This window comes from Catellatospora sp. NPDC049111 (assembly GCF_040648615.1).
In the GTDB taxonomy this organism is placed as follows: Bacteria; Actinomycetota; Actinomycetes; order Mycobacteriales; family Micromonosporaceae; genus Catellatospora; species Catellatospora aurea.
The window spans coordinates 131366-153441 of the sequence record NZ_JBEZEB010000015.1; the positions used below are offsets into that span (position 1 = coordinate 131366).

The 22076-nt window shown below is 71.8% G+C and carries 23 protein-coding genes; 5 read left to right on the forward strand and 18 right to left on the reverse strand.

All coding sequences use genetic code 11. The features are described 5' to 3' along the window. Positions 1–10 precede the first annotated feature (10 nt). From AB0B66_RS22000 to AB0B66_RS22025, 6 genes are all read right to left on the reverse strand, one after another. Positions 11–1165 carry an acyl-CoA dehydrogenase family protein gene (locus AB0B66_RS22000; RefSeq protein WP_360532728.1) on the reverse strand — a complete coding sequence of 385 codons (1155 nt, stop codon included), beginning with the start codon at positions 1163–1165 and terminating at the stop codon, positions 11–13. Further along, positions 1162–3210, reverse strand: a complete 2049-nt coding sequence (locus AB0B66_RS22005) for a biotin carboxylase N-terminal domain-containing protein (RefSeq protein ID WP_360532731.1) — start codon at positions 3208–3210, stop codon at positions 1162–1164. Before AB0B66_RS22005 ends, AB0B66_RS22000 begins: the two co-directional genes overlap by 4 nt. A 4-nt stretch (positions 3211–3214) precedes the next feature. Continuing rightward, a complete protein-coding gene (locus tag AB0B66_RS22010; protein WP_360532734.1) occupies positions 3215–4810 on the reverse strand; it encodes a carboxyl transferase domain-containing protein in 1596 nt (531 codons plus the stop codon). Continuing rightward, positions 4807–6498, reverse strand: a complete 1692-nt coding sequence (locus AB0B66_RS22015; protein ID WP_360532737.1) for an acyclic terpene utilization AtuA family protein — start codon at positions 6496–6498, stop codon at positions 4807–4809. Before AB0B66_RS22015 ends, AB0B66_RS22010 begins: the two co-directional genes overlap by 4 nt. Next, positions 6495–7307 carry a TIGR03084 family metal-binding protein gene (locus tag AB0B66_RS22020; RefSeq protein WP_360532740.1) on the reverse strand — a complete coding sequence of 271 codons (813 nt, stop codon included), beginning with the start codon at positions 7305–7307 and terminating at the stop codon, positions 6495–6497. Before AB0B66_RS22020 ends, AB0B66_RS22015 begins: the two co-directional genes overlap by 4 nt. Positions 7308–7418: 111 nt before the next feature. Beyond that, positions 7419–7820: a YchJ family metal-binding protein gene (locus tag AB0B66_RS22025; RefSeq protein ID WP_360532743.1), complete on the reverse strand. Its 402-nt coding sequence runs from the start codon at positions 7818–7820 to the stop codon at positions 7419–7421. Between the two features lie 94 nt (positions 7821–7914). On the opposite strand from AB0B66_RS22025, the gene AB0B66_RS22030 reads away from it, so the two are divergent. Beyond that, positions 7915–8532, forward strand: coding sequence for an HAD-IA family hydrolase (locus AB0B66_RS22030; RefSeq protein ID WP_360532746.1), 618 nt, complete (start codon positions 7915–7917; stop codon positions 8530–8532). Position 8533: 1 nt separating this feature from the next. Here the strand turns inward: AB0B66_RS22030 and AB0B66_RS22035 are convergent, their stop codons facing one another. From AB0B66_RS22035 to AB0B66_RS22045, 3 genes are all read right to left on the reverse strand, one after another. Beyond that, positions 8534–9028 (reverse strand): anthrone oxygenase family protein, encoded by a 495-nt coding sequence (locus AB0B66_RS22035; RefSeq protein ID WP_360532750.1) that lies wholly within the window; start codon positions 9026–9028, stop codon positions 8534–8536. Between the two features lie 61 nt (positions 9029–9089). Next, positions 9090–9779 (reverse strand): DUF429 domain-containing protein, encoded by a 690-nt coding sequence (locus AB0B66_RS22040; protein WP_360532753.1) that lies wholly within the window; start codon positions 9777–9779, stop codon positions 9090–9092. A 32-nt stretch (positions 9780–9811) separates the two neighbouring features. Next, positions 9812–10474 carry a helix-turn-helix domain-containing protein gene (locus tag AB0B66_RS22045; protein ID WP_360532756.1) on the reverse strand — a complete coding sequence of 221 codons (663 nt, stop codon included), beginning with the start codon at positions 10472–10474 and terminating at the stop codon, positions 9812–9814. Between the two features lie 142 nt (positions 10475–10616). Here AB0B66_RS22045 and AB0B66_RS22050 point away from each other — a divergent pair, with 142 nt between their 5' ends. Beyond that, positions 10617–11543 (forward strand): carbohydrate kinase family protein, encoded by a 927-nt coding sequence (locus AB0B66_RS22050; protein WP_360532759.1) that lies wholly within the window; start codon positions 10617–10619, stop codon positions 11541–11543. A 90-nt stretch (positions 11544–11633) separates the two neighbouring features. On the opposite strand, the gene AB0B66_RS22055 is transcribed toward AB0B66_RS22050, so the two are convergent. The 6 genes from AB0B66_RS22055 to AB0B66_RS22080 form a co-directional block, all read right to left on the reverse strand. Next, positions 11634–12470 (reverse strand): oxidoreductase, encoded by an 837-nt coding sequence (locus AB0B66_RS22055; RefSeq protein WP_360532762.1) that lies wholly within the window; start codon positions 12468–12470, stop codon positions 11634–11636. Positions 12471–12507: 37 nt separating this feature from the next. Then, positions 12508–13125, reverse strand: coding sequence for a TetR/AcrR family transcriptional regulator (locus AB0B66_RS22060; protein ID WP_360532765.1), 618 nt, complete (start codon positions 13123–13125; stop codon positions 12508–12510). 56 nt (positions 13126–13181) lie between these two features. Beyond that, positions 13182–13958 carry a hypothetical protein gene (locus tag AB0B66_RS22065; protein WP_360532768.1) on the reverse strand — a complete coding sequence of 259 codons (777 nt, stop codon included), beginning with the start codon at positions 13956–13958 and terminating at the stop codon, positions 13182–13184. 106 nt (positions 13959–14064) lie between these two features. Then, a complete protein-coding gene (locus AB0B66_RS22070; protein ID WP_360532771.1) occupies positions 14065–14592 on the reverse strand; it encodes a GNAT family N-acetyltransferase in 528 nt (175 codons plus the stop codon). A gap of 89 nt (positions 14593–14681) precedes the next feature. After that, complete coding sequence (locus tag AB0B66_RS22075) at positions 14682–16571, reverse strand: adenylyl cyclase (protein WP_360532774.1); 1890 nt, start codon at positions 16569–16571, stop codon at positions 14682–14684. Between the two features lie 281 nt (positions 16572–16852). Further along, entirely contained in the window at positions 16853–17518 is a 666-nt protein-coding gene (locus AB0B66_RS22080; RefSeq protein ID WP_360532777.1) for a hypothetical protein, read from the reverse strand. 158 nt (positions 17519–17676) lie between these two features. On the opposite strand from AB0B66_RS22080, the gene AB0B66_RS22085 reads away from it, so the two are divergent. Continuing rightward, positions 17677–18222, forward strand: a complete 546-nt coding sequence (locus AB0B66_RS22085) for an EF-hand domain-containing protein (RefSeq protein WP_360532780.1) — start codon at positions 17677–17679, stop codon at positions 18220–18222. A gap of 56 nt (positions 18223–18278) precedes the next feature. On the opposite strand, the gene AB0B66_RS22090 is transcribed toward AB0B66_RS22085, so the two are convergent. Continuing rightward, positions 18279–18722, reverse strand: coding sequence for a hypothetical protein (locus AB0B66_RS22090; RefSeq protein ID WP_360532783.1), 444 nt, complete (start codon positions 18720–18722; stop codon positions 18279–18281). A gap of 173 nt (positions 18723–18895) precedes the next feature. Here AB0B66_RS22090 and AB0B66_RS22095 point away from each other — a divergent pair, with 173 nt between their 5' ends. Both AB0B66_RS22095 and AB0B66_RS22100 read left to right on the forward strand, forming a co-directional pair. Next, positions 18896–20467, forward strand: coding sequence for a nucleotidyl transferase AbiEii/AbiGii toxin family protein (locus tag AB0B66_RS22095; protein ID WP_360532786.1), 1572 nt, complete (start codon positions 18896–18898; stop codon positions 20465–20467). 19 nt (positions 20468–20486) lie between these two features. Next, positions 20487–20819, forward strand: coding sequence for a DUF952 domain-containing protein (locus AB0B66_RS22100; protein WP_360532789.1), 333 nt, complete (start codon positions 20487–20489; stop codon positions 20817–20819). Positions 20820–20876: 57 nt separating this feature from the next. Here the strand turns inward: AB0B66_RS22100 and AB0B66_RS22105 are convergent, their stop codons facing one another. Together AB0B66_RS22105 and AB0B66_RS22110 are read right to left on the reverse strand one after the other, a co-directional pair. After that, positions 20877–21269, reverse strand: coding sequence for a hypothetical protein (locus tag AB0B66_RS22105; protein ID WP_360532792.1), 393 nt, complete (start codon positions 21267–21269; stop codon positions 20877–20879). A 37-nt stretch (positions 21270–21306) separates the two neighbouring features. Then, a complete protein-coding gene (locus AB0B66_RS22110; RefSeq protein WP_360532795.1) occupies positions 21307–22059 on the reverse strand; it encodes an SGNH/GDSL hydrolase family protein in 753 nt (250 codons plus the stop codon). Positions 22060–22076: the final 17 nt, after the last annotated feature.

Sequence of the window (22076 nt, forward strand, 5' to 3'; positions counted from 1 at the left end):
CTACCCGGGCTCAGTAGGACCTGGGCAGGCCCAGGCTGTGCTGGGCGACGAAGTTGAGGATCATCTCCCGGCTGACCGGGGCGATCCGCCCGAGCCGGGACGCGACCAGCAGCGTGGCCAGCCCGTACTCGGTGGCCAGCCCGTTGCCGCCGTGGGTCTGGATCGCCTGGTCGACGGTCTTCACGGTGGCCTCGCCCGCCGCGTACTTGGCCATGTTCGCCGCCTCGCCCGCCGCCTGGTCGTCGCCGCTGTCGTAGAGGAACGCCGCCTCGCGGGTCATCAGCCGGGCCAGCTCGACCTCGATGTGGCAGGCCGCGAGCGGGTGGCTGATCGCCTGGTGCGCGCCGATCGGCGGCCCCCACACGGTGCGGTTCTTGGCGTATTCGACGGCACGCCCCAGCGCGTACCGGGCCATGCCGAGCGCGAACGCCGAGGCCATGATGCGCTCCGGGTTGAGCCCGGCGAACAGCTGCAGCAGCCCCGCGTCCGCACTGCCGACCAGGGCGTCGTCGGGCAGCCGCACCTCGTCGAGGAACAGGTTGTATTGCTTCTCCGGCGCGACCAGCTCGGTCGGGATCTGCTGCGCGGTGAAGCCGGCCGCGTCGGTCGGCACCACGAACAGCACGGGCTTGAGCCGCCCGGTGCGCTCGTCGGCGGTACGCCCCACGACCAGCACCGCTTCGGCCTCGTCGATACCGGAGATGTAGGTCTTGCGGCCGGACAGCAGCCAGCCGTCGCCGTCGCGGGTCGCGGTGGTGGTGAGCTTGTGGGAGTTCGATCCGGCGTCGGGTTCGGTGATCGCGAACGCGAAGATCTTCGTCCCGTCGGCCAGGCCGGGCAGCCACCGTTGCTTCTGCTCCGGCGTGCCGAACCGGGAGATGACCGTGGCGCAGATGGCCGGGGAGACGACCATCATCAGCAGCGGGCAGCCGGCCGCGCCGAGCTCCTCGCACACCGCGGCGAGGTCGCCGATGCCGCCGCCTCCGCCGCCGTACTCCTCGGGCACGTGCACGCCGAGGTAGCCGAGCCGGCCGGCCTCCTGCCACAGCTCGGTGGTCTTCTCCCCGGCGCGCGTGCAGCGCAGATAGTAGTCGTGGCCGTACTTGCCGGCCAGGTCGGACACGGCGCGGCGCAGGGCCTGGCGCTCGTCGCTCTCAAGGATCACGGTTGGGCCTCCGGCGGGGTGACGACCGCGAGCACCGCGCCGACCTCGACCTGGTGGCCGACGGCCACGGGCAGGCTGGTCACGGTGCCGTCGGTCGGGGCGGTGATCTCGTGCTGCATCTTCATGGCCTCCAGCCACAGCAGCGGCTGGCCGGCGGTGACCTGGTCGCCTTCGGCGACGGCGAGGCGGATGACGGCCCCCGGCAGCGGCGCGAGCAGCGACCCGCTCGCGACCTGCGCCTCCGGCTCCGGGAAGCGCTCGACCGGCCGCAGGCTGACCGGCCCGAGCACCGAATCGACACAGACCATGTCCGGGTACGCCGCGACGGCGAACACGTGCCGCACGGTGCCGCGCCCCAGCTCGACCCGCGTCGGCGTGACCTCACCGACGACGAGGTCGGACTCGTCCTCAATCAGCACGCCGTCGCGGGTGCGCCGGTAGCCGACGTCGACCCGCCCGGCCGGGGCCTGGTAGGCCCGGGTCTGCGGCGCGGACGCGACGTTGCGCCAACCACTCGGCAGTCCGGTCACGACAGTCGCTTCCGCACGTTCGGCAGCGGACGCGGCCAGCGCGGCGGCGTACGCCGACAGCCGCTGTGCGTCCTCGTCGGCCAGCGGCCGGGCGAGCATGTCCAGCCCGTGCTGCTCGAAGAACGCCGTGTCGATCCGCCCGGCCAGGAACGCCGGATGCCGCAACACGTTGACCAGCAGATCCCGGTTGGTGACCAACCCGTGGATCCGCGCTTGCGCCAGCGCCCCCGCCAGCGCCCGCGCCGCCTGCGCCCGCGTCTGCGCCCACACGATCACCTTCGCCAACATCGGGTCGTAGTGCGGCGTCACGACGTCCCCACCAGCGAACCCGCTGTCGACGCGCACCACGATCCCGTGATGGCTCTGCAGTTTCGGGGAAACTGCGTGAATGTCGTGGTCGATTCCTGCACTTTCCCCGAAACTGCCGCCGAAGGCCGGTGCGAGTGCGCCGAACTCGGTGGTGGCGGGGAGGGTGAAGGCGTGGAGGGGGCCGGTTTGGGGGCGCCAGGTGTGGGCGGGGTCCTCGGCGTAGAGGCGTACCTCGATGGCGTGGCCGTGGACGGGGGGCGGGGTGGGTGGGAGGGCCGCGCCTTCGGCGATGTCGAGTTGCAGGGCGACCAGGTCGAGGCCGGTGACGAGTTCGGTGACGGGATGTTCGACCTGCAGACGCGTGTTCATCTCCAGGAAGTGGAAGGAGCCGTCGGACGCGGCCAGGAACTCGACGGTGCCCGCGCCGCGGTAGCCGATCGCGGCCGCGGCGGCGGTCGCAGCGGCGTGCAGGCGTTCGCGTTTGGCCGGGTCGACCATCGGCGACGGGGCCTCCTCGACGACCTTCTGGTGGCGGCGCTGGATGGAGCACTCGCGCTCGCCGACCGCCCAGATCGTGCCGTGCACGTCGGCCATGACCTGCACTTCGATGTGCCGCCCGGTGGCCAGGTAGGGCTCGCAGAACACGGTCGGGTCGCCGAACGCGGCGGCGGCCTCGGCGCGGGCGGCCTCGACCTGGTCGGGCAGGTCGGCGAGGGTGCGTACGACGCGCATGCCGCGCCCGCCGCCACCGGCCGAGGCCTTGATCAGCACCGGCAGGTCGGCCTCGGTGACCGTGGCCGGGTCGAGTTCGGGCAGCACGGGCACGCCCGCGGCGGCCATCAGCTTCTTCGACGCGATCTTCGAGCCCATCGCGTCGATGGCGTCCGGCGACGGCCCGACCCAGGTCAGCCCGGCGTCGATGACGGCCTGGGCGAACGCGGCGTTCTCGGACAGGAAGCCGTAGCCGGGGTGCACCGCGTCCGCGCCGGCCGCGAGCGCGGCCTCGATGACGAGGTCGGCGCGCAGGTAGGTGTCGGCGGCGGTGACGCCGGGCAGGCGTACCGCGATGTCTGCTTCCCGCGTGTGCAGGGCCCGGGTGTCGGCGTCGGAGAACACGGCGACGGTGCTGATGCCGCGTTCGCGGCAGGTGTGGAAGACGCGGCGGGCGATCTCGCCGCGGTTGGCGACCAGCAGTCGGGAGATCATCTCGTCACATCCGGAAGACGCCGTAGGGACCCGGGCCCGGGTCGGGGGCCGACTGCACCGCGGACAGGCACAGGCCGAGCACGGTGCGGGTGTCGCGGGGGTCGATGACGCCGTCGTCGTAGCCGAGCCCGGACAGCACCATCGGCAGCGACTCGGCCTCGATCTGGTTCTCGACCATGGTGCGGACGACCTGGTCGGTGTCCTCGTCGTAGGGCCGCCCGGCCGCGGCGGCCGACTGCCGCGAGACGATCGACAGCACCCCGGCCAGCTGCGCGCCGCCCATTACGGCAGACTTCGCACTGGGCCAGGCGAACAGGAAGCGCGGGTCGTACGCCCGCCCGCACATGCCGTAGTGCCCGGCCCCGTAGGACGCGCCGATGAGCACCGAGATGTGCGGCACGGTGCTGTTCGACACCGCGTTGATCATCATCGCGCCGTGTTTGATGATGCCGCCCTGCTCGTAGTCCTTGCCGACCATGTAGCCGGTCGTGTTGTGCAGGAACAGCAGCGGGGTGCGGGTCTGGTTGGCGAGCTGGATGAACTGCGCCGCCTTCTGCGACTCCGCGCTGAACAGCACCCCGCGCGCGTTGGCCAGGATGCCGACCGGGAAGCCGTGCACGCTCGCCCAGCCGGTGGCCAGGCTCGCGCCGTACTCGGGTTTGAACTCGTCGAAGCGGGAGCCGTCGACGACCCGGGCTATCACCTCGCGCGGGTCGAACGGGGTGCGCAGGTCCGGGGGGACGATGCCGAGCAGCTCCTCGGCGTCGAACAGCGGCTCGGCCGCGTCCGGCGACGGGGCCGCGCCGAGCTTGCGCCAACGCAGCGACGCGACGATGCGCCGCCCCATGCCGATGGCCTGCACCTCGTCGTCGGCCAGGTAGTCGGCCAGGCCCGACACACGGGCGTGCATCGCCGCGCCGCCCAGCGACTCCTCGTCGGCGTCCTCGCCCGTAGCCATCTTGACCAGCGGCGGGCCGGCCAGGAACACCTGCGACCGCTCCTTGATCATCACGACGTGGTCGCTCATGCCCGGCACGTACGCCCCGCCCGCGGTGGAGTTGCCGAACACCAGCGTCACCGTCGGCACACCCGCCGCCGACAGCCTGGTCAGGTCGCGGAACAGCCGCCCGCCGGGGATGAAGATGTCCTTCTGGCTCTGCAGGTCGGCCCCGCCGGACTCGACCAGGTTCACCAGCGGCAGCCGGTTCTCCCGAGCGATGTCCATCGCCCGCAGGGTCTTGCGCAGGGTGTACGGATTGGACGCGCCCCCACGCACCGTCGGGTCATTGGCGATGATCATGCATTCGGTGTTCTCGACGACGCCGATCGCGGTCACCACGCTCGCCCCGACCGGGTAGTCGGTGCCGTACGCGGCCAGCGCCGACAGCTCCAGCAGCGGCGAGTCCCGGTCCACCAGCAGCTCGATGCGCTCGCGCGGCAGCAGCTTGCCCCGGTCGTGGTGCCGCTTGACGTACTTCGGCCCACCCCCGCCCAGCGCCTTGGCGTGCTCGGCGTCGAGCGCGGCGAGTTTGTCCAGCAGCGCGCCGCGGTTGCCCGCGTACGCGGCCGCGCCGATGTCCAGGGTGGATCTCAGGATCACAGCAGTTCCTCCGGGATGTCGACGTGCCGCGAGCGCAGCCACTCGCCCAGGCCCTTGCCCTGCGGGTCGAACCGGGTGCCCGCGGAGACGCCGTCGCCGAGCAGCCCGTCGACGACGAAGTTCAGCGCCCGCAGGTTCGGCAGCAGGTGCCGGGCGACGGGCAGCCCCGCCGCCTCGGGCAGCAGCTTCACCAGCGCGTCCTCGGTGAGCGTCGCCGCCAGCCACGCGTACGCGGCCGCGCTGCGCGCCCAGAGGCCGATGTTGGCACTGCCGCCCTTGTCGCCGCTGCGCGCCCCGGCGACCAGCCCCAACGGCGCCCGCCGCGTCGGGCCGTCCCCGGTCCACGCCGGTGGCTGCGCGCCGCCCACCACCGCACCCGTGGCGCCGGCCGCGAGCGGCTCGATCCGGTGCTCGGTGCCGTCGGGCAGCACCACCACGTGCGGGACCTGTTCGGCCGGCACGGCCGCCGAGGTGAACACCCCGAACGGGGTCGCGTCGCCGGGCGGGGCGAGCAGCGTGAAGCCCGGATAGCTGGACAGCGCCAGCTCGACGGCGGCCCCGCTGAAGGCACGCCCGGCCACGGACGGGTCGGGATCCTTGACGGTGGCGTGCAGCAGCGCGCTGGCCTCCTCCTGCCCGTCCGCGTCGGGGTGGTCGGTGCGGGCCAGCCGCCACACCAGCTCGGCGGGCGCGCGCTTCAACGAGACTTCGAGCTGCTCGCGGGCCAGGGCCGCCTTCGCCTCGACGTCCAGGCCGGTGATCAGGAAGGTGACGTCGTTGCGGAAGCCGCCGAGCGAGTTGAGCCCGACCTTCAGCGTCGCCGGCGGCGCTTCGCCGCGCACCCCGCTGATGCGCACCCGGTCGGGGCCGTCCTCGGCCAGCACGATCGTGTCGAGGCGGGTGGTGACGTCGGGTCCGAGATACCTCGGGGCGTCCACTTCGTACAGCAGCTGGGCGGTGACCGTGCCGGTGTTCACGACGCCGCCGGTGCCGGGGTGTTTGGTGATGACGCTGGTGCCGTCGGCGTGCACCTCGGCGATCGGGAAGCCGGGCAGCCCGATGGCGTGCTCGGTGAAGAACGCGTAGTTGCCGCCGGTCGCCTGCGCACCGCACTCGATCACGTGCCCGGCCGCGACGGCCCCGGCCAGGGCGTCGAAGTCGTCGCGTGCCCACCCGAAGTGGGCCGCGGCCGGGCCGACGACCAGCGACGCGTCGGTGACCCGGCCGGTCACCACGATGTCGGCGCCCTGCCGCAGGGCATGGGCGATACCCCACGCGCCGAGGTACGCGTTCGCGGCCAGCGGCGCACCCAGCCCCAGCTCGTCGGCACGTTCCAGCAGGTCGTCGCCGGTTACGTACGCGATGCGCGGGCTCAGCCCAAGCCGCCCGGCGAGCGCGCCGAGCGCCTGGGCGAGCCCGGCCGGGTTGAGCCCGCCCGCGTTGGCGACGATGGTGACGCCCCTGTCGAGGGCCGGGCCGAGGCACTGGTCCAGCTGCCGCAGGAACGTCTTGGCGTATCCGGTGGCCGGGTCCTTCATCCGGTCGCGGGCCAGGATGAGCATGGTCAGCTCGGCGAGGTAGTCGCCGGTGAGCACGTCGACCGGGCCGCCTTCGAGCATCTCCCGCATCGCCGAGGCCCGGTCGCCGTAGAAGCCGGAGACGTTCGCGATGCGCAGCGGCGTGCTCATGCGCGGCCCTCCGGGGCGAACTGGCCGGGTGCGCGGCCCGTGCCGGGTGGGCCGGCGAAGGCCTGGGCGATGTCGAGCCACCGATCGGCGTCGGGTCCGTCCGCGCGTACGGCGAGGTCGGCGCGGTGCCGCCGCTGGGTCACCAGGAGGCAGAAATCGAGAGCGGGTCCGGTGACCCGTTGCGCGGCCTCCTCCGGCCCCCAGGTCCAATCGTCACCGTCAGGCCCGGTGAGGCGGACGTGGAACGGCGCGATGGGCGCGTCGAGCCCGTGCGCGGCGTAGGCGAAGTCGCGGGCGCGTACCCCGATGTGGGCGACGTGGCGCAGCCGGCCGGTGGGGGTCCGCGTGACGCCGAAGGTGTCGGCGAGGTCCTGGCCGTGCGCCCAGGTCTCCATGATGCGGGCGGTCGCCATGGACGCGGCGCTCATCGGCGGCCCGTACCAGGGCAGCCGGGTGCCGGGCGGGACGGCGGCGAGCGCGGCCCGCAGCTTCCCACGGGTCTCCCGCCAGCGGCCGAGCAGCTCGTCGGGCGGCAGCACGGCGAGCCGTTCGGCTCCGGCGTCGACGAAGCGCAGCGGGTCCGGCGAGTCGGCGATCTCCTGCAGCGCATCGGCGAAGCCGGCGGGATCGGTCGCGGCGAGCAGGGAGCGCTCGTCGGTCCACAGCAGATGGGCGATCTGGTGCGCGACGGTCCAGCCGGCGGCCGGGGTCGGCGTCGCCCATCGGTCCGTTGCCAGGTCCGCGACGAGCCGGTCGGCGTCGGCGCTCTCGGCGTCGAGATCGGCCAGCAGCGCCTCGATTTCCGCCATCGGGGGTGCTCCCTCCAGTCGGTTCCACCCTTCCGCCGAGCCTCAAAAAAGTCAAGCGTGCTTGATTTTATTCTGAACCTGGGGCACCTGTCGGGTCTTCCCGGCCACCGGTCAGAGCGGGTCGGCGTACCGCCAGTGGCCACCCTCGCGCAGGAAGCGGCTGTGCTCCTCCAGCACGCCCGGCCGGCCGCCGTCGCGGTAGTGGGCCCGGAACAGCACGGTCCCCTCCGTGTCGAACATCGTGCCCCGGTCGGTGGCGAGCACCTCCAACGCGGTGTATCGCGGCCCGCCGGTCAGGTCCAGCTCCCCCGGCCTGGTGCTGGAATGCCAGGTGCGCAGCAGATAGGCGACGTCCCCGAGCGCGAACGCGCTGTACCGCGAGCGCATCAGCTGCTCCGCGGTCGGCGCCTCGCCGCCTCGGTGCCAGCGCCCGCAGCACTCGTCGTACGGCTGCCCGGTCCCGCAGGGGCAGGCGGCGGGCCGCGGTTCGGGCTTCCTACGTGCTCGTGCCATGGCCACCATGGTGGCGCATCAGCGTCCCGGCCTCCCACGGGACACCCACCCGCACCAATTTGATCTCCTGAGACGCCCGCCGGAGGATGTCGGCATGGCGGTTGCGGAACTGGTCTGGGACATGGACGGCACGCTGCTCGACTCGACGGTCGTGGTGCCGGCGGCGTTCGTGCGCGCGGTCGCACGGCTGGGTGGACAGCCGGTGAGCCCGGCGCAGGCCGTCGCCGCGTATCCGGTCGGCACCCCTGAGGCGATCCTGGCGCATCTGGTCGGACGGCCCCTCGGCCCGCACGAGACCGACGTCTACTACCAGGAACTGCACGGCGCACAGGTCGCCCCATATCCCGGGATCGTCCAAACGCTCGCCGCGCTGCGGGAGCGGGGACGGGCGGTGGCGGTGTTCACCGGGGCGAGCACCCGGGGCGCTCGCATGCTGCTCGATGCGGCCGGGCTGACCGTGGACGTGCTGATCGGCGGAGACCATGTGCGTCGGCCCAAGCCCGCCGGGGACGGTGTGCTGCTGGCTGCCGAGCGGCTGGAGGTCGCACCGGGCGCGGTCGCGTACATCGGCGACTCCCCGCTGGACCTCCGCGCGGCCGCGGCGGCCGGCAGTGTCGGCGCGGCCGCCACCTGGGGTCACCTCTACGACGCGCGGGAGCCCGCCGACTACGCGCTGACTCGGCCGGAGGCGGCCCTGGAACTGCTCAGGTGAGTCAACGGCCGTAGTTCAGGAGCGCAACGGCGAGGCAGATCAACGCGACGGTGGTCGCCCCGGTGCGCACGTGGTTCCACCGCGACCACCTGGCCTCGTCGAACCGGGCCCGCACACCCGCCAGGTCGGCGACCTGGTCAGGTTCTCCGGCGGCCTTGAGCGCGTTGTTCATCGGCACGTTGACGGCGATCGTGATCACGAAGACGACCAGGTACAGCACGAGTGCGGCGATGGTCCAGCTCAGTGCTGGGCTGCCTGGGCCGAACAACAGCAGCACCGAACCGGCGGTGAAGACCAGCGCGCCGAGGAAGCCACCGAGCATGAACCACGGGTTGATGATCGCCCGGTCGAGCGCCTGGAACGCGCCGACGAACGTCCGGTCGTCGGCACGCCGCAGCCCGGGCATGACGGTGTGGGAGTACAGGCCGAACACCCCTGCCATGATCCCCATCGTCACCGTCGCCGCCACCAGCACGGCCATCCGCACAGCGTCCACATCGCCCCCTCGGTCCGAGCACTACGCGCGTGATCCTATGCGGGGCTGGGGAATCGCGTCCTCAGGTCCAGATCGCGCATGGCAGCCCGTCGCTGAAGACCTGAGGCTCCTCGGGGCGGCAAAGGGCCGTGCCGGCCAGCACCCGGCGGGCCGACCAGGCGGCGGCGGCCGCATCGAGCACATCGTCGACACCGGCCTTCCTGCCCGCCGCCCCGAGGTCACCGACGGGCAGGACACCCTCGGCGGCCAGCAATGCCCGGCGGCGCTCTGCTCCCGCCCAAGTCGTCTTGCTTTCAGCCAGCGGAGTGCCGGCCATGGCCGCGAACGACAGCTCCGGGTGCACCTCGACGACACGACGTCGCTGTCCGCGTACCCATCCGTCGACGTCGAAGATCTTCGCGCGCAGCCCGTAGGCCTGTTGCGAGATACCCTTCGCACCGGCTTCGCGGTGCAACGCGTTCGCGGTCGCGTGATCCTCGGCCAGCAGCGCCTCCCGCGTCGGCGTCGGGAATACCGAGGCACCGCGGGGACCGGCGGCCTGGCGCGCGAGTTCGTCGGCGACGCGGACGCCCCGGTCGGGCAACCCGATCGGGATGTCGATCGCGACTACCTGCGTCGTACCGTCCGCATCTGCCTGCAACACCAGCTCGGTGATGGTCGGTGCGAAAATCGCGGTGACCTCGTCGCCGTTGAGAACGACTCCGATCCAGCCAGCCTTACACGCATCGACACCGAGCACTCGTCCGGTCATGCGCTCAGCCTTCCATAGCGGCCCGGCCGCACCTAGGAGCGGTGCTCGTCGAGCAGGCCGCCCAGCAGGGCGCGGACGGCGCGTTCGAACAGGTCGACGGTGGGCGGTCCGGGCGGGCTGCCGGTGAGCGCCGCGGTCAGGCGCGGGTGGCGGACCGGGTCCATGGCGGCGAAGTCGATGGCCGTGGGAGCGGCGGCGCTGCGGGCGAACAGCATGATCACCCCGTTGAGCACGCCGACGGCCTCCATCTTGCGCAGCGTCGTCCGGTCGAGTGGCGCCATCGCCTGCAGGCAGTGCTCGAACCAGCCCAACGTGTTCGGACCCGGCGCGGAACTGGTGGGCACCGCGTCGAGCAGCCAAGGCTGCGCCACGTAGAGCGAGCGGGTGGCCTCGGCGATCCGGACCAGCGCGCCGAGCCAGTCCTCATCGGATCGAGGGCTGTGGGCGAATCCGGCCATGGCGGTGTCGACCATGAGGTCGAGCAGCTCGTCACGAGAGGCGACGTAGCGGTACAGGGTGCTGGCCGTGGTCTTGAGTTCGGCGGCGACGGCGCGCATGGAGACGGCGGCGAGCCCGCCGGCGGATGCCAGCCGGATCGCGGCCGCGGCGATGTCCGCCGGCCGGTGTTCGGGCGAGGGACCGCGCGCGCCCCGCTGGGGCCTGGTCCAGATCGATCCGTGCTGACCACCCGTCACCTCGCCACTCTAACCGCGAACGACGTACGCAATAGCGTTGACGGCTCACGGCGTGGGGACTGCGGGAAGATCGGAGTGAGGTTAGGGTGGGCAAGGCCCGCCGCTCCGGGTAGACGGTCACACATCGGGGAGGCGGTCAGCCATGTCCAGCTATGACGTGCTGGTGCTTGGCGGAGTCGGCGTGGACACCATCGTGCAGGTTCCCGAGCTGGCGGTCCCGCCGGGTGACTTCCTTCCGGTGTCGCCGATCCGCGACTACGTCGCGCACTCCGGCAACGGCGTCGCGCTGGGCTTCCACGCGCTGGGTCTGCGCACCAAACTGATCGACTTCCTCGGCGACGACATGCTCGGCGCCATGGTGCTGGCCCGCTACGCCGAACTCGGCCTGGACTTCAGCCACCTCACCGCCCCGAACGGCACCCCGCGGGCCGTGAACCTGGTCGACAAGGCCGGCCACCGCTTCTCGTTCTTCGACGGCCGCCACCCCCACGACCTGGTGCTGCCGCCGGACTTCTACCTGCCGTTCCTGCAGCGCACCCGGCACGCCCACATCGCCGGGCACCGGGCCGCGGGCGCGTTCGCCGACGCCCACCGGCTGGGCGTCACCACCTCCACCGACCTGCACGCGTGGGACGGCGAACTCGACTGGGTATGGCCGCTGGCCCGCGCCGCCGACCTGGTGTTCCTCAGCGCGCAGGCGGCCCCGGAGCGCATCGACGACATCCTGCTGGCGGTGCTCGGCACCGGCCGGGCGCAGGTGGTCGTCGCGACCGACGGGGCGGCCGGCTGCCGCGTCGCCACCAGGGACACCCCGGAGGTACGCCGGTATCCGGCGGTCGCTCCCGAGCGCCCCGTGATCGACAGCAACGGCGCGGGCGACGGCTTCAGCACCGCCTTCATGAGCCGGTGGCTGACCGGCCGCCCGATCGAGGAGTGCGTACTGGCCGGATCCGTGTCAGGTGCGTTCGCCTGCGGCGCGCCCGGCACCCACGAGGAACTGATCACCGCAGACCACCTCGCCGCGGCCATGGACCGCGCCAGAACCCGAACCGCCCACACACCGACCTGAACGCAGCTTCGGGGAAACCGCAACCGAACGTTGCCTTGCTGCTGTTTCCCCGAAACCGCAACCGGCGTGGGGCACACCCACCGGAGCCGGTCAGGATCCGGCCGGGTAGTCCGTGGAGACGGTGACGTCGGCCCACTTCTCCGTCTCGGCGGCGCGGGACGCCGCGGACTCGCGGGCCCGGTTCAGGGCGTCGGAGCCGAGCAGCAGCCGCAGCGGCGGATCGGCGGAGTCGGCGAGGTCGATGACGACCTTGGCGGCCCGGACCGGGTCGCCGGGTTCGACGTACTGCTCCCGAAATTTGATCATCGCACCGACCGACGGCTCGTAGTCCGGCCCGATCGGGGCCGCGAGCTGCGACGCCCCGCCGCCCCACTTGGTGCGGAACCCGCCCGGCTCCACGATGGTGACCTTCACCCCGAACGGCCGCACCTCGTTCGCGAGCACCTCGGAGTAGCCCTCGACACCGAACTTCGCGGTCTGGTACGCCCCCAGCCCCGGCGTGCCGCCGGCCCGCCCCCCGATGGACGAGAACTGGATGACGTGGCCGTGCCGCTGCGCGCGCAGCACCGGCAGCGCGGCCTTGGTGACGTTCACGACGCCGAAGAGGTTCGTCTCGATCTGGGCGCGGAAATCCTCGTCCGGCGTCTCCTCCAGCGACCCGGACACCGCGTAGCCGGCGTTGTTGACCAGGATGTCGAGGCTGCCGAACGCGTCGACGGTGGCCTGCACGGCGGCGCGGGACGCCGCCGGGTCGGTGACGTCCAGGGTCACCGCGCGGATCTGGTCGCCGTACTTGCGCACCAGTTCGTCGAGGGTTTCGGGCCGACGGGCGGTCGCGACGACGTTGTCGCCGTGCTCCAGCACGGCCCGGGTCAGTTCGTAGCCGAAACCGCTGGAGGTTCCGGTGATGAGCCAGTTCTTCGCCATGAGTCCCCCTGTTGATCTGTTCAAGGCGGTGTCTTCGTCAGCGCGGGTCCGGGTCGTCCACCCAGACCGGGACCAGGCCGACGAGCACGTCGACCAGGTCCTCACGCGGGCACGGGTCCGGGTCGGTGAGCCAGTGCACGATCGCGGCGGCCAGGCCGTGGCCGAGGAACACGGCGGTCGTCGCCAGTTCACCCGGCGGCCGCGCCGGGGCGATCCGCAACCGCTGGAAGTAGTACCCGATGTTGTCGGCGAGCTGCTGCCCGAACCGGGCCGTCGCCGCCCCGCCCTCAGCCGAGCCGAACACGGCCAGCAGCTCGGCGCGCTGGCCCTCGACCTGGTCGAGGATGTGCCCGAGCACGATCCGGGAGGCGTGCCGCCCGGTGGCCTTGCCGATCAGCCGCACCTGCACGTCCTGCTCGGAGATCGCCCGCAGGGCCTGCTCCAGGACGTACACCGCCAGGCTGCCCGTGGTGTCGAAGTGCGCGTAGAAGGAGGACCGGTTCAGGCCCGCCTCCGCCACGATCGCGCTGACCGACACCGGAGCTCCCGGGTGCCGCGCCGCGACCGCGGTGAACGCGTCCGCGAGCCGCGCCCTGGTCCGTACGGCCCGGGGGTCGCGACTGTGCGTCTCCCCGGCCTTCACTCCCGTTCCCACCAGGCCAGAGTAGCCAGTTCACCGGCACTTCGCCAACAAATGTCGGCGAAGTGGTCCTAGATCACCCCGATCTGCACCGCGACCGGGACGTTGAGCACGCTGTCCCGGACGAACAGCAGGCCGTACCAGCCGGTCCGGGGCGCGGTCACCGTGAACCCGCCGTACAGCGGCCCGGGCAGCTCGATGTCCACGGTGCGGTCCGCCGTCGTCGCGGTCTTGGACCAGGTCGCCGATTCGCCGGTGCTGCCCAGCAGGTGCATCGAGGTGACCCCGCCGTTGACGGTGAAGAGGTAGGTCGTGCCGGCCGTCAGATGGACGTCACGGATGTCGACCACCCAATCGGAGGACGTGGTGCCGACCGGCTGGAAGTAGGTGGCCGTGGTGGAGAGGGTCGCCCAGCCTCGCACGAACTGGACCTGGTACTTGACCGGGCTCGTGTTGCCAGGATGCCCGTAGACCCGGGCCGGATAGGCCCCGATCGGCAGGCGGCCGGAGTTGTTGTCGAAGGCGATCCAGTCCACTCGGTTCGCCGAGCCGTCCTCGCCGGCCGCCAGCACGCATTTCGCCTGATCGTGCAGAACCAGGTCCGGGTTGTAGCCCTGCGAGCCGCGCACCGCGACCACCGACCAGTACGAGCTGACGGTGGTGACCCGGTAGCTGCTCAGACTCCACTTGAGCACCGGACCCGTGTCGGGGAGGTCCTCCCCGGTGGGCGCCAGGCAGATGGGGCCTGGCCCGGCGGCCCCCACCGGCCCGGCGGCCGCGCTCACCAGCAGACCCGCCAGCGCGGCGATGCCCGCGAAACGACCCCAGCGACGCAGTACACCGGTCATGTCCCGTCCCGTCCACGCTGCGAAGCGAACGCCCCTCATGCTCCGCGCAGACCGAACCCGGGCCCATCCGTCGGTCCGGATGCCGACATCGGCACACGGCACGGGCTCACCAGCGGCGAGTGAGGATCTGCCCCGGCCACTCGCGGCCGGCCTGCTCGACGGAGAAGGTGTCACCCCTGGTGAAACCCTGCTTCTCGTAGTAGCGCACCAGTGCCCCTTCGCCCCCGGCGAAGCAGTCCAGTCTGATCAGCGCGACACCCTGGGCGACCGCCAGTTCACGCGCCCGCGCCAGCAGTGCGGCGCCGGCACCCCGGCCCGACGCGGACCGGTCGGAGATCAGCAGCTGGACGTAGAGCTCGGGCTCCTCGGCAGGCGGCACGTAAGGCAGGGCTTCGCCGACCGAGAGCGCGCCGACCACGGCCGCGCCACGCTCGGCGATCCACAGCCCGCCGCCGCGGGCGAATCCCTCGACCTGCGCGATGCGTTTGGGGTTGGTGGAGTGCGGCTCCGTGCCCCACTGGTCTTCACGCCCGATCGACACCAGCCACTCGGTCGCCTGGTCCATGAGGGCGAGCACGGCGGCGACATCGTCCAGGCCGCCGGAACGGATCGTCAACGGGATCGAGTCGGGCACCCGATGATCGTAATGTTCCTCGCCTCGGCCGGATACGGCTGTGGCCGGTCCGGACGTGCCCGGACCGGCCACAGCGTGCGGCACCCGGCTTACGGGGCCGGGTAATCCACGACGTACACCGGCGAGCCGATGCGGGTGGTGTCAGCAGGGTCGCCGAGGCCGTTGACCACGTGGTCGATCGTGCCGGCGCTCAGGTTGACGGTCATGATGTGGTGCAGCTTGATCCCCGGCCGGTTCGGCACCTCGAAGCCGTTCTCGGTGTGGATCGACGGGTTGTTCTGGTTGAACACGTACACGCCGCCGCCGTACAGGGTGTGCGTGCGCACGTGGTCGCCGACCTTGTAACCCGCGTAGCCTTCGACGTCGCCGTTCATCCAGTCGGCCTGCGTCGGCGGGTCGTAGGGCAGCTCGTTCTGGTACAGGATGGTGCGGCCGTTCTCGCCGTTCCACACGGTGTTGTACTTCTGGAAGTGCTCGACGAACAGGCCGTTGGCGTTGACCCGGTCACCGTTGATGATCGCGCCGTACCGGCCGGTGTTGGTGTTCCACCGCTGCGTGTCGGTGAAGCCCTCCACGCCGTGGTCGCCGCGCCACACCCAGGTGTGGTCGATGAGCACGTCGTTGCTGTTGACCTGCAGCGCGGTGTCGGTCTTGCCGACGTGCGGGCCGCCGACGCGGAAGTACACGTCCGACAGCGTGGTCGGGTTGCTCGGCGTCGACCAGCGCAGCAGGTTGTGCTTGCGGCCGACGCGCAGCAGCACCGGCGACTCCTGGAGACCCGCGTCGATGGTGACACCGGCGATGATGACGCCTGGCACGTCCGCGACGTCGAGCGGCACGGAGCCGTTGACGGCCGTCAGCGTCGCCTGACCGAGACCCAGCACCACGGTGTCGGGACGCCACACCTCGATGCTGCGCGCGATGTCGTACACGCCGGGGGTGAGCAGCAGGTGCTTGCCGAGCGCGAGGGCCACATTGATCTTCGTGACGGAGTCGCCCGGCTTGGCGATGTAGAAGTCGCTCAGCGGCACGGTGCGGCCGGGAGTCATCCCGTCGGCCCACGAGACACCGCGGGTGTCGGTGCGCGCCGACGGCACCCGGACCTGGTATTTGCCCTGCGCGTCCACGAACAGGAACGGCTTCTCCCGGCTGACCGGGGTGGTGTCCAGTGTCGTGTAGGGCGGGTTCGGGAACGCCTCGTCGGTCGGCGCGCCGACGACGCCGGTGAAGACCTGGTTCCACACGCCGTTGGACCAGCCGGCCACCTCGCTGTTGCGGGTGAGCCACTGCTGCTGCGATCCGCTGACCACGAACGGCAGCTTCGAGTCGGCGATGAAGCCGCCGCTGGCGTACTGCGGACCCGCGGTGCAGTAGTCCATCAGCGACAGGTTCGCGCCGGTGATGTTGAGCCGGCGCATGGAGACCGCCTGCGACACACCCCAGAAGTTCGCCGAGGCGCGGCAGCCGTCCTGCCCGGCGGCGTTGACGTTGATCGTCAGGTTGGACAGGGTGCGCCAGAAGTTGACCAGCGCGAGGCAGTTGCTGGTGCCGCCGTCGGCCAGGCAGCGGTTGTACACCTCGACCTTGCCGTTGATCACCACGTCGGTCGGCGACGCGCCCAGGCCGGCGATCTCGGTGTAGTAGCCCACCTTGACCTGGAGCGGCTGCTCGGGGGTGCCGTAGGTGCCCGGCTTGAACAGGAACGCGTACCGGTTGGGCGCCATCTCGGCGTCGACCTGGGCCGTGTGCACCGCGTCCAGGGTGGCCTGGATCTGGCTGACCGGCATGCTCGGGTCGAAGACGGTGACGTTCGCGCCGAAGTTCGGCGTGCCGGACGACGACGGGGTCGCGGCGGCGGCCGGGCCGGTGCTGCCGGCGACCACGACGACGGCCGCGAGCGCCGTCGTCAGGCCGCGCGTCACCTTCCGGCGCCGGCGGCCCGCGGACGGTGCCGTGGCACTGCCGGGACTCGTGCTCATCATTGCGTGCAGGTCCTCTCTGCTGGGACTGGTCGGCACGGGTGACCGCGCTCTCGCCTGTGCGAGGTAGGCCCGGCAGGCGAAAACGGCTGCCGGAGAGAGCGCTCTCCCGTGCCTGTCCCCCGGAGCGTAGCCGAGCGGACTCATTCTGGAAATCTCCGTTGTGGACGATGTCGCATCGACCGGATCGGGGTCGACAACGCGGCGCCCCGCCGTCAGTCAGATGACCTGCCGTCCGACCGTCACGTCCCGAACCGACGGCCGAGCGGACCCGGCCGTGTTCACGGGCAGTACTGGACGTGCAGTTCGCTGTGGCCGTTGCGGCTGTGCGGGAACCGGTGCCAGGCCCCCATCGCGATCTCGGCGCAGTAGTGGAGGTCCGGCTCCTGTGCGCGGTACGCCGGGCCGTCCTCGGCCAGTCGCCGAACCTGCTCGGCCCGCAGCTCGTAGGCTTCCCGGCTGCCCGTCAGCACCATCGTGTCCGCGGCGACGGACCACAGCAGGTGGTCGCGATATTCCTGGTGCCACGTGCGGCGGTGGTCGGCGGCGGGACGGCTGGGCCACGTCCCCGCCGGCAGGGTGACGGTGTGCGGCCTGCCCGCCCCGAGCCGCGCCCGCACCTCCTTCCACCGCGAGGGCGGGAACGCCAGGCTGTGGTGCACCAGCACCAGGTCCAGCGGGCGGCCCCAGTCGCAGGGGTCCGCCGCGGCCGACGCGCGCAGCGGCAGGTACACGATGGTGTGCGGAGAGCGGGCGGCCAGCCCCCAGGCCATCGCGAACATCGCCGCCGAATGCTTGTCCACGCAGAGCTGCGCGCCCAGCGGGCCCTCGCGGAGCCCGGCGAACGCCGGCGGGCGGGCGGCGCGCACCACCCGGTATCGCCTGCCGCCGAGTCCGACCGTGCTGACCAGCACCTGCCACTCGCGCTCGGCCAGGCGGGTCACCACGTCGTCATCACCGGTCGCACTCCTGCGGGCTCTCTCGCATACCTGGATCATCGCCACACTGGGCCGCCCGCGGCAACCGACATTCAATCCACCACTTCCGAATGAAGTGTCTTTGCCCGATATCGACTTTATGTGGAGCTGCATCATAGATTTCGGGCATGGCTACTGAGATGCAGCTCCGCAAGCTGGACAAGGCCTTCGGCCACCTCGACAACGACCGCAGCGGCTTCGTCGAGCAGCAGGACCTGACCAACCTCGGCATACGCCTGCTGGCCGAGTTCGGCACCGCGCACGACGCGCCGAAGGCGCTGCGGATCGCCGAGGACTTCTCCACCTTCTGGCAGGAGCTGGCCAAAGCGCTGGACGTCGACCACGACCAGCGACTCAGCCCGCAGGAGTGGCGGCAGGGCTTCACCGAGGCGTTCGTGCACGGCGACGCCTTCGACCGCAGTTTCCGCCCCGGCGCGCTGGCCGTGCTGCACCTGGCCGACACCGACGACGACGGTCGGGTCAGCCGGGACGAGTTCGCCACCATGCAGCGCGCCTTCGGCACCCCGGTCGGCGAGATCAACCTGGCTTTCGACAAGCTCGACGCGGACGAGGACGGCTACCTCACCATCGATGAGCTGATGCTCGGCGTACGCCAGTTCTACATCGGAGCCGACGAGACCGCCCCCGGCAACTGGTTCTTCGGACGCGTCTGAACCCCAGCCCGGTGACCAGGGGGCGTGCCGCGGCACGCCCCCTGGCGCGTTCGAGGTCAGACCTGGTCCAGCAGCATCCCGCTCGGGCCGTAGCCGATCTTCCAGTCGTCGTAGACGCCGATCTCCGCGCAGGACTGGCAGCGCAGCGCGACGTAGAGCCAGCGCACGTCGTCCGATCCGTCGTCGTACAGGGAGAAGCCGACCGCGGCGGTGAACTCCTCGTGCCCGCAGTTGCACGCGCAGACCTCGACGTCGTCCTCGTCGTCCCAGTACTCCGCGCTGTCGGCGATGAACCCGTGGACGCCGCAGGCCACGCAGGTCCGGCGCACCGCACCCTCGTCGTCTGCCATGGCGGCGACCTCGAAGACCCGTCCGCCGCAGGACCGGCACACGCATTCGCGCACCTCGTGCACGGGGTAGGCGTCGTCCTCGGGGCGCAGCAGGAACTCCGTCAGTTCCTCGTACGCGTCCGCTTGCGCCGTTGCGGCCGATCCGCCCATGTCGCCTCCCTTGCCGCGAACGCGCCGTCCGCGTTCACCGCGGCATCATGCATGCCTGGTCCGACAGCGCGGTCAGCCCCCTGGGGCGTGGCCCGATCCCCGCCGGTGGTAACGGACGCCGTCCGCGAAAAACAGCTGCCGGGGCAAGATCTTTCGCTTGTATGGTGTCCTCCATGCCCGCGCACACCGAGATCACCGGCGACTTCGAGATCCACGTGACCGTGCCGGAATACCGGGCACGGGCCCTGGCCGACTTCGCCGAACGGCACCAGGTCAAGTTCGTGCACGTCGTCCTGGATCGCGGCGCGAGCCGCTCCCAGCCGATGCTGACCCTGACCGGGTCGGGAACGCTCGCCGACCAGCACGTCCTGGCTGCGCAGTGGGGAAAGCGGCTGCGTGACGCCATACTGCACCCGGTACGCACGAAGATCGAGGCCGCGCCGTGGTGCACGGGCGTGCCAGCCACCGATGCCGACGCCGCGGCCGAGCCCGCCGGCCGCTACTTCGAGCACCACGTGAAGCTGCTGCTGCCCACCGAGGACGTGGCGTCCCTGCTGGCCGTCGCCACCCTGGCCGAGCAGCACGACGCGCGTCTGTCCCGCAACGCGCGCCGCGTCCGCGACGACGGCAGGCAGGAACGTTTCGTCACCCAGCGCTGCCACGGGGTCGGCCTCGAGTCCGCCCGCGACCGGCTCGACCGGCTCGTCGCCGCGCTGCGCGAGGCCTCCTGGGAGATCGCCTCCGTCGAGCAGGAGTACGTCGTGCACGACGACCACCTCTCCCTCGACGCGGACTGGCTCGCGCCGGCTCCGGCCACGAACGCGCGCTACGACCAGCGGCGCACGGCGCCACCCGCCGGGCCGAACTACCCGGCCACCTATCGGCCGCTGCCCGACACCCCCGGGGTGTCCCAGGGCGTGGCCTTCGACCCGGCGCTCAAGCAGCACGAGAGCGCCTACCGGCCGAGCGAGCCCGTGTTCGACGACGCGGGCACGGCCCGACGGTGGAAGCGAGCCCGCAGGCAGGCCATGACCGAGTTGCTGAACGCGGTGCAGCGCACGCCGTATGCCGGGCAGCTCGTGCTGCGGGGCAGCGCCGTCCTGGCCGCCTGGTTCGGCGGCGAGGCCCGCGAGCCGGGCGACGTCGACTTCGTCGTCGAGCCGTTCTCCATGAGCAGCAAGAGCGCAGAGGCCGCCGCGATGCTCGACGCGATCCTCGACGAGCTGCGCGCCCGGCCCGGTGTGAGCCTCGACCCGAGCCGAGCCGTGCACTCCGAGATCTGGACCTACGAGCGGGCCGACGGACGCCGCCTGGTCATTCCGTTCGACGCGCCGGGCGTGCCGGGCGGCTCGGTGCAGGTCGACTTCGTGTTCAACGAGCACCTGCCGATCGAGCCGGTCGCGGTGACGCTCGACGGCGTCGGCACGGCGATGCGGGCCGCCTCGCCCGCGCTGTCGCTGGCCTGGAAGTTGATGTGGTTGGCCACCGACATGTATCCGCAGGGCAAGGACCTCTACGACGCGGTGCTGCTCGCCGAGCACACGGCGGTGGAGCTGTCGCTCGTCCGCAGCCTGATCTGGCCTGAACTGGGTGAGGAGGCCGACGACTTCACCGCCGAGTCCGTGCTCGACTGGACCGTCGACTGGGAGAACTTCACCCGCGAGTACCCGTCCGTCACCGGTGACAGCGAATCCTGGCAGCGGCGGCTCGCCCTGGCCCTGCACCGGAACTGGTCGGCCGCATGACGTCTGGCATGGTGGTGAGGTGCTGATCTACAAGATCCTGCTGCCGTCGGAATGGGCGGCGTTCGAGCAGGCCGGTGAGTTCGACGGCTCGCCGTTCGACCACGAGTCCGGATTCGTCCATCTGTCCTCACGCGAGCAGGTCGCGGCAACCGCGGCGCGAGTGTTCGGCGACGAGCCGGAGCTCGTCGTGGTCGCCGTGGACACGCGGGCGGTCGAGGAGTCCCTGCGCTGGGAGGAGTCCCGCGACCGGGGCGTGTTCCCGCACGTGTACGGGCCGCTGCCGCACAGCGCCGTGGTCGCGGTGCACCACGTCGCGGGAGCGGCAGCGGTCGAGGAGACCCTGCCGCGTTAGCCGTGGCCCGCTGGTCGCCTTCGCCGCGATCGGAGCGCCGCCAGTCCGCCGCCGGGGTCAGGCCTGGCCCGGACGCGCGGGGTCGGCCTCGTCCAGCAGCCCGGCGAGCTCGTCCGGGGCGCGCATGCGCCACGCGTCGGTGACCAGTTCGGTGAGCCGGGCGACGTCCACCCGGGGCAGCCGCAGCATGACCAGCGGGAAGCCGTCGTAGCCCGGCGTGGTGAAGAACAGGTCGGGCTCGCCGAGCAGCAGCGCCTGCTTCTCGGCCTCGTCGCCGACGTACAGCACCGCGACGTCGGTACGGATGACGCGCGGCTTGCCGGGCAGGCGCTCGGGGTAAGACCAGACGAAGCCCTTGTTCGCGACCCGGAAGTCGAAGCCCTCGCTGTCGATCTCGACCACCTCGGGCAGCGCGAGCGCCAGCCGGCGCACATCGTCCGCGTCAGCCACCGATCCGCCCTTCCGCCGCCTGCCTCACGGCCACAGGCTAACCCGTGGCGCGGACAGGACCGCCCGTCAGGGCATCCACGAGGTGCGCCGCCCACATCCGGTAACCGGCGGCGCTGGGGTGGAAGCCGTCCTCGGCGTAGAGGCCGGGCTCGTCGATGCGCGGGCTGGGCACGTGCAAGGCCGACGGTGTGCTCGCGGCCGCTCGGGCCAGGCGGCGGTCCAGGTGCCGGGCGTGCAGCGCCAGCAGGGCGCGGGTCGGCTGGGGCAGCGTCGGGAAGCCCGCGACGTCCGGCACGCCCGCGAGCACGATACGGCCGCCGGCGCGCAGCCGCGGCCGCAGCGCGGCAAGCAGCGCGGTGACGTCGCGCTGCCAGGCCGCAGCGGCTCGCATCTCCAGCACGTCGTTGACGCCGAGCACGACGACGACGGCGTCATAGGCCTCGTCGGGCAGTTGCGGGACGAGCCGGGTCAGGGTCTTGCGCGCGCTGAACCCGGTGTTGGCACAGACCCGCCAGGTCACGGGACGGCCGCTGTGCCGGGCGAGGCCGGACGCGAGCGCGGGGGCGAGCCCCTCGGCCTGGCTGGGGACGCCGACCCCTGCTGCGGTCGACTCGCCGAGCACGAGCACCGCGAGCGGGTCCGGGCCCGGCCCGCCCTCGACACCGTGGCGCTCCCCCGCGGCCTCGGGCAGCACGGGCGTCCGGCGGCGCACCCGGACACCCTGCGTGAGCAGGATCGGCGCGACCGCGAAGGCGAGCGGACGGCTGGCGCGTACGGCGATCTGACCCATGATCCGGATGCTAACCG

What these genes read in the sequence shown, in the direction of transcription:
- AB0B66_RS22040 (WP_360532753.1), bottom strand. Translation starts at nt 9,779, where the DNA reads ATGACCGGACGAGTGCTCGGTGTCGATGCGTGTAAGGCTGGCTGGATC.
- AB0B66_RS22090 (WP_360532783.1), bottom strand. Translation starts at nt 18,722, where the DNA reads ATGGGCGGATCGGCCGCAACGGCGCAAGCGGACGCGTACGAGGAACTG.
- AB0B66_RS22025 (WP_360532743.1), bottom strand. Translation starts at nt 7,820, where the DNA reads ATGGCACGAGCACGTAGGAAGCCCGAACCGCGGCCCGCCGCCTGCCCC.
- AB0B66_RS22085 (WP_360532780.1), top strand. Translation starts at nt 17,677, where the DNA reads ATGGCTACTGAGATGCAGCTCCGCAAGCTGGACAAGGCCTTCGGCCAC.
- AB0B66_RS22030 (WP_360532746.1), top strand. Translation starts at nt 7,915, where the DNA reads ATGGCGGTTGCGGAACTGGTCTGGGACATGGACGGCACGCTGCTCGAC.
- AB0B66_RS22050 (WP_360532759.1), top strand. Translation starts at nt 10,617, where the DNA reads ATGTCCAGCTATGACGTGCTGGTGCTTGGCGGAGTCGGCGTGGACACC.
- AB0B66_RS22015 (WP_360532737.1), bottom strand. Translation starts at nt 6,498, where the DNA reads ATGAGCACGCCGCTGCGCATCGCGAACGTCTCCGGCTTCTACGGCGAC.
- AB0B66_RS22110 (WP_360532795.1), bottom strand. Translation starts at nt 22,059, where the DNA reads ATGGGTCAGATCGCCGTACGCGCCAGCCGTCCGCTCGCCTTCGCGGTC.
- AB0B66_RS22075 (WP_360532774.1), bottom strand. Translation starts at nt 16,571, where the DNA reads ATGAGCACGAGTCCCGGCAGTGCCACGGCACCGTCCGCGGGCCGCCGG.
- AB0B66_RS22055 (WP_360532762.1), bottom strand. Translation starts at nt 12,470, where the DNA reads ATGGCGAAGAACTGGCTCATCACCGGAACCTCCAGCGGTTTCGGCTAC.
- AB0B66_RS22020 (WP_360532740.1), bottom strand. Translation starts at nt 7,307, where the DNA reads ATGGCGGAAATCGAGGCGCTGCTGGCCGATCTCGACGCCGAGAGCGCC.
- AB0B66_RS22065 (WP_360532768.1), bottom strand. Translation starts at nt 13,958, where the DNA reads ATGACCGGTGTACTGCGTCGCTGGGGTCGTTTCGCGGGCATCGCCGCG.
- AB0B66_RS22095 (WP_360532786.1), top strand. Translation starts at nt 18,896, where the DNA reads ATGCCCGCGCACACCGAGATCACCGGCGACTTCGAGATCCACGTGACC.
- AB0B66_RS22005 (WP_360532731.1), bottom strand. Translation starts at nt 3,210, where the DNA reads ATGATCTCCCGACTGCTGGTCGCCAACCGCGGCGAGATCGCCCGCCGC.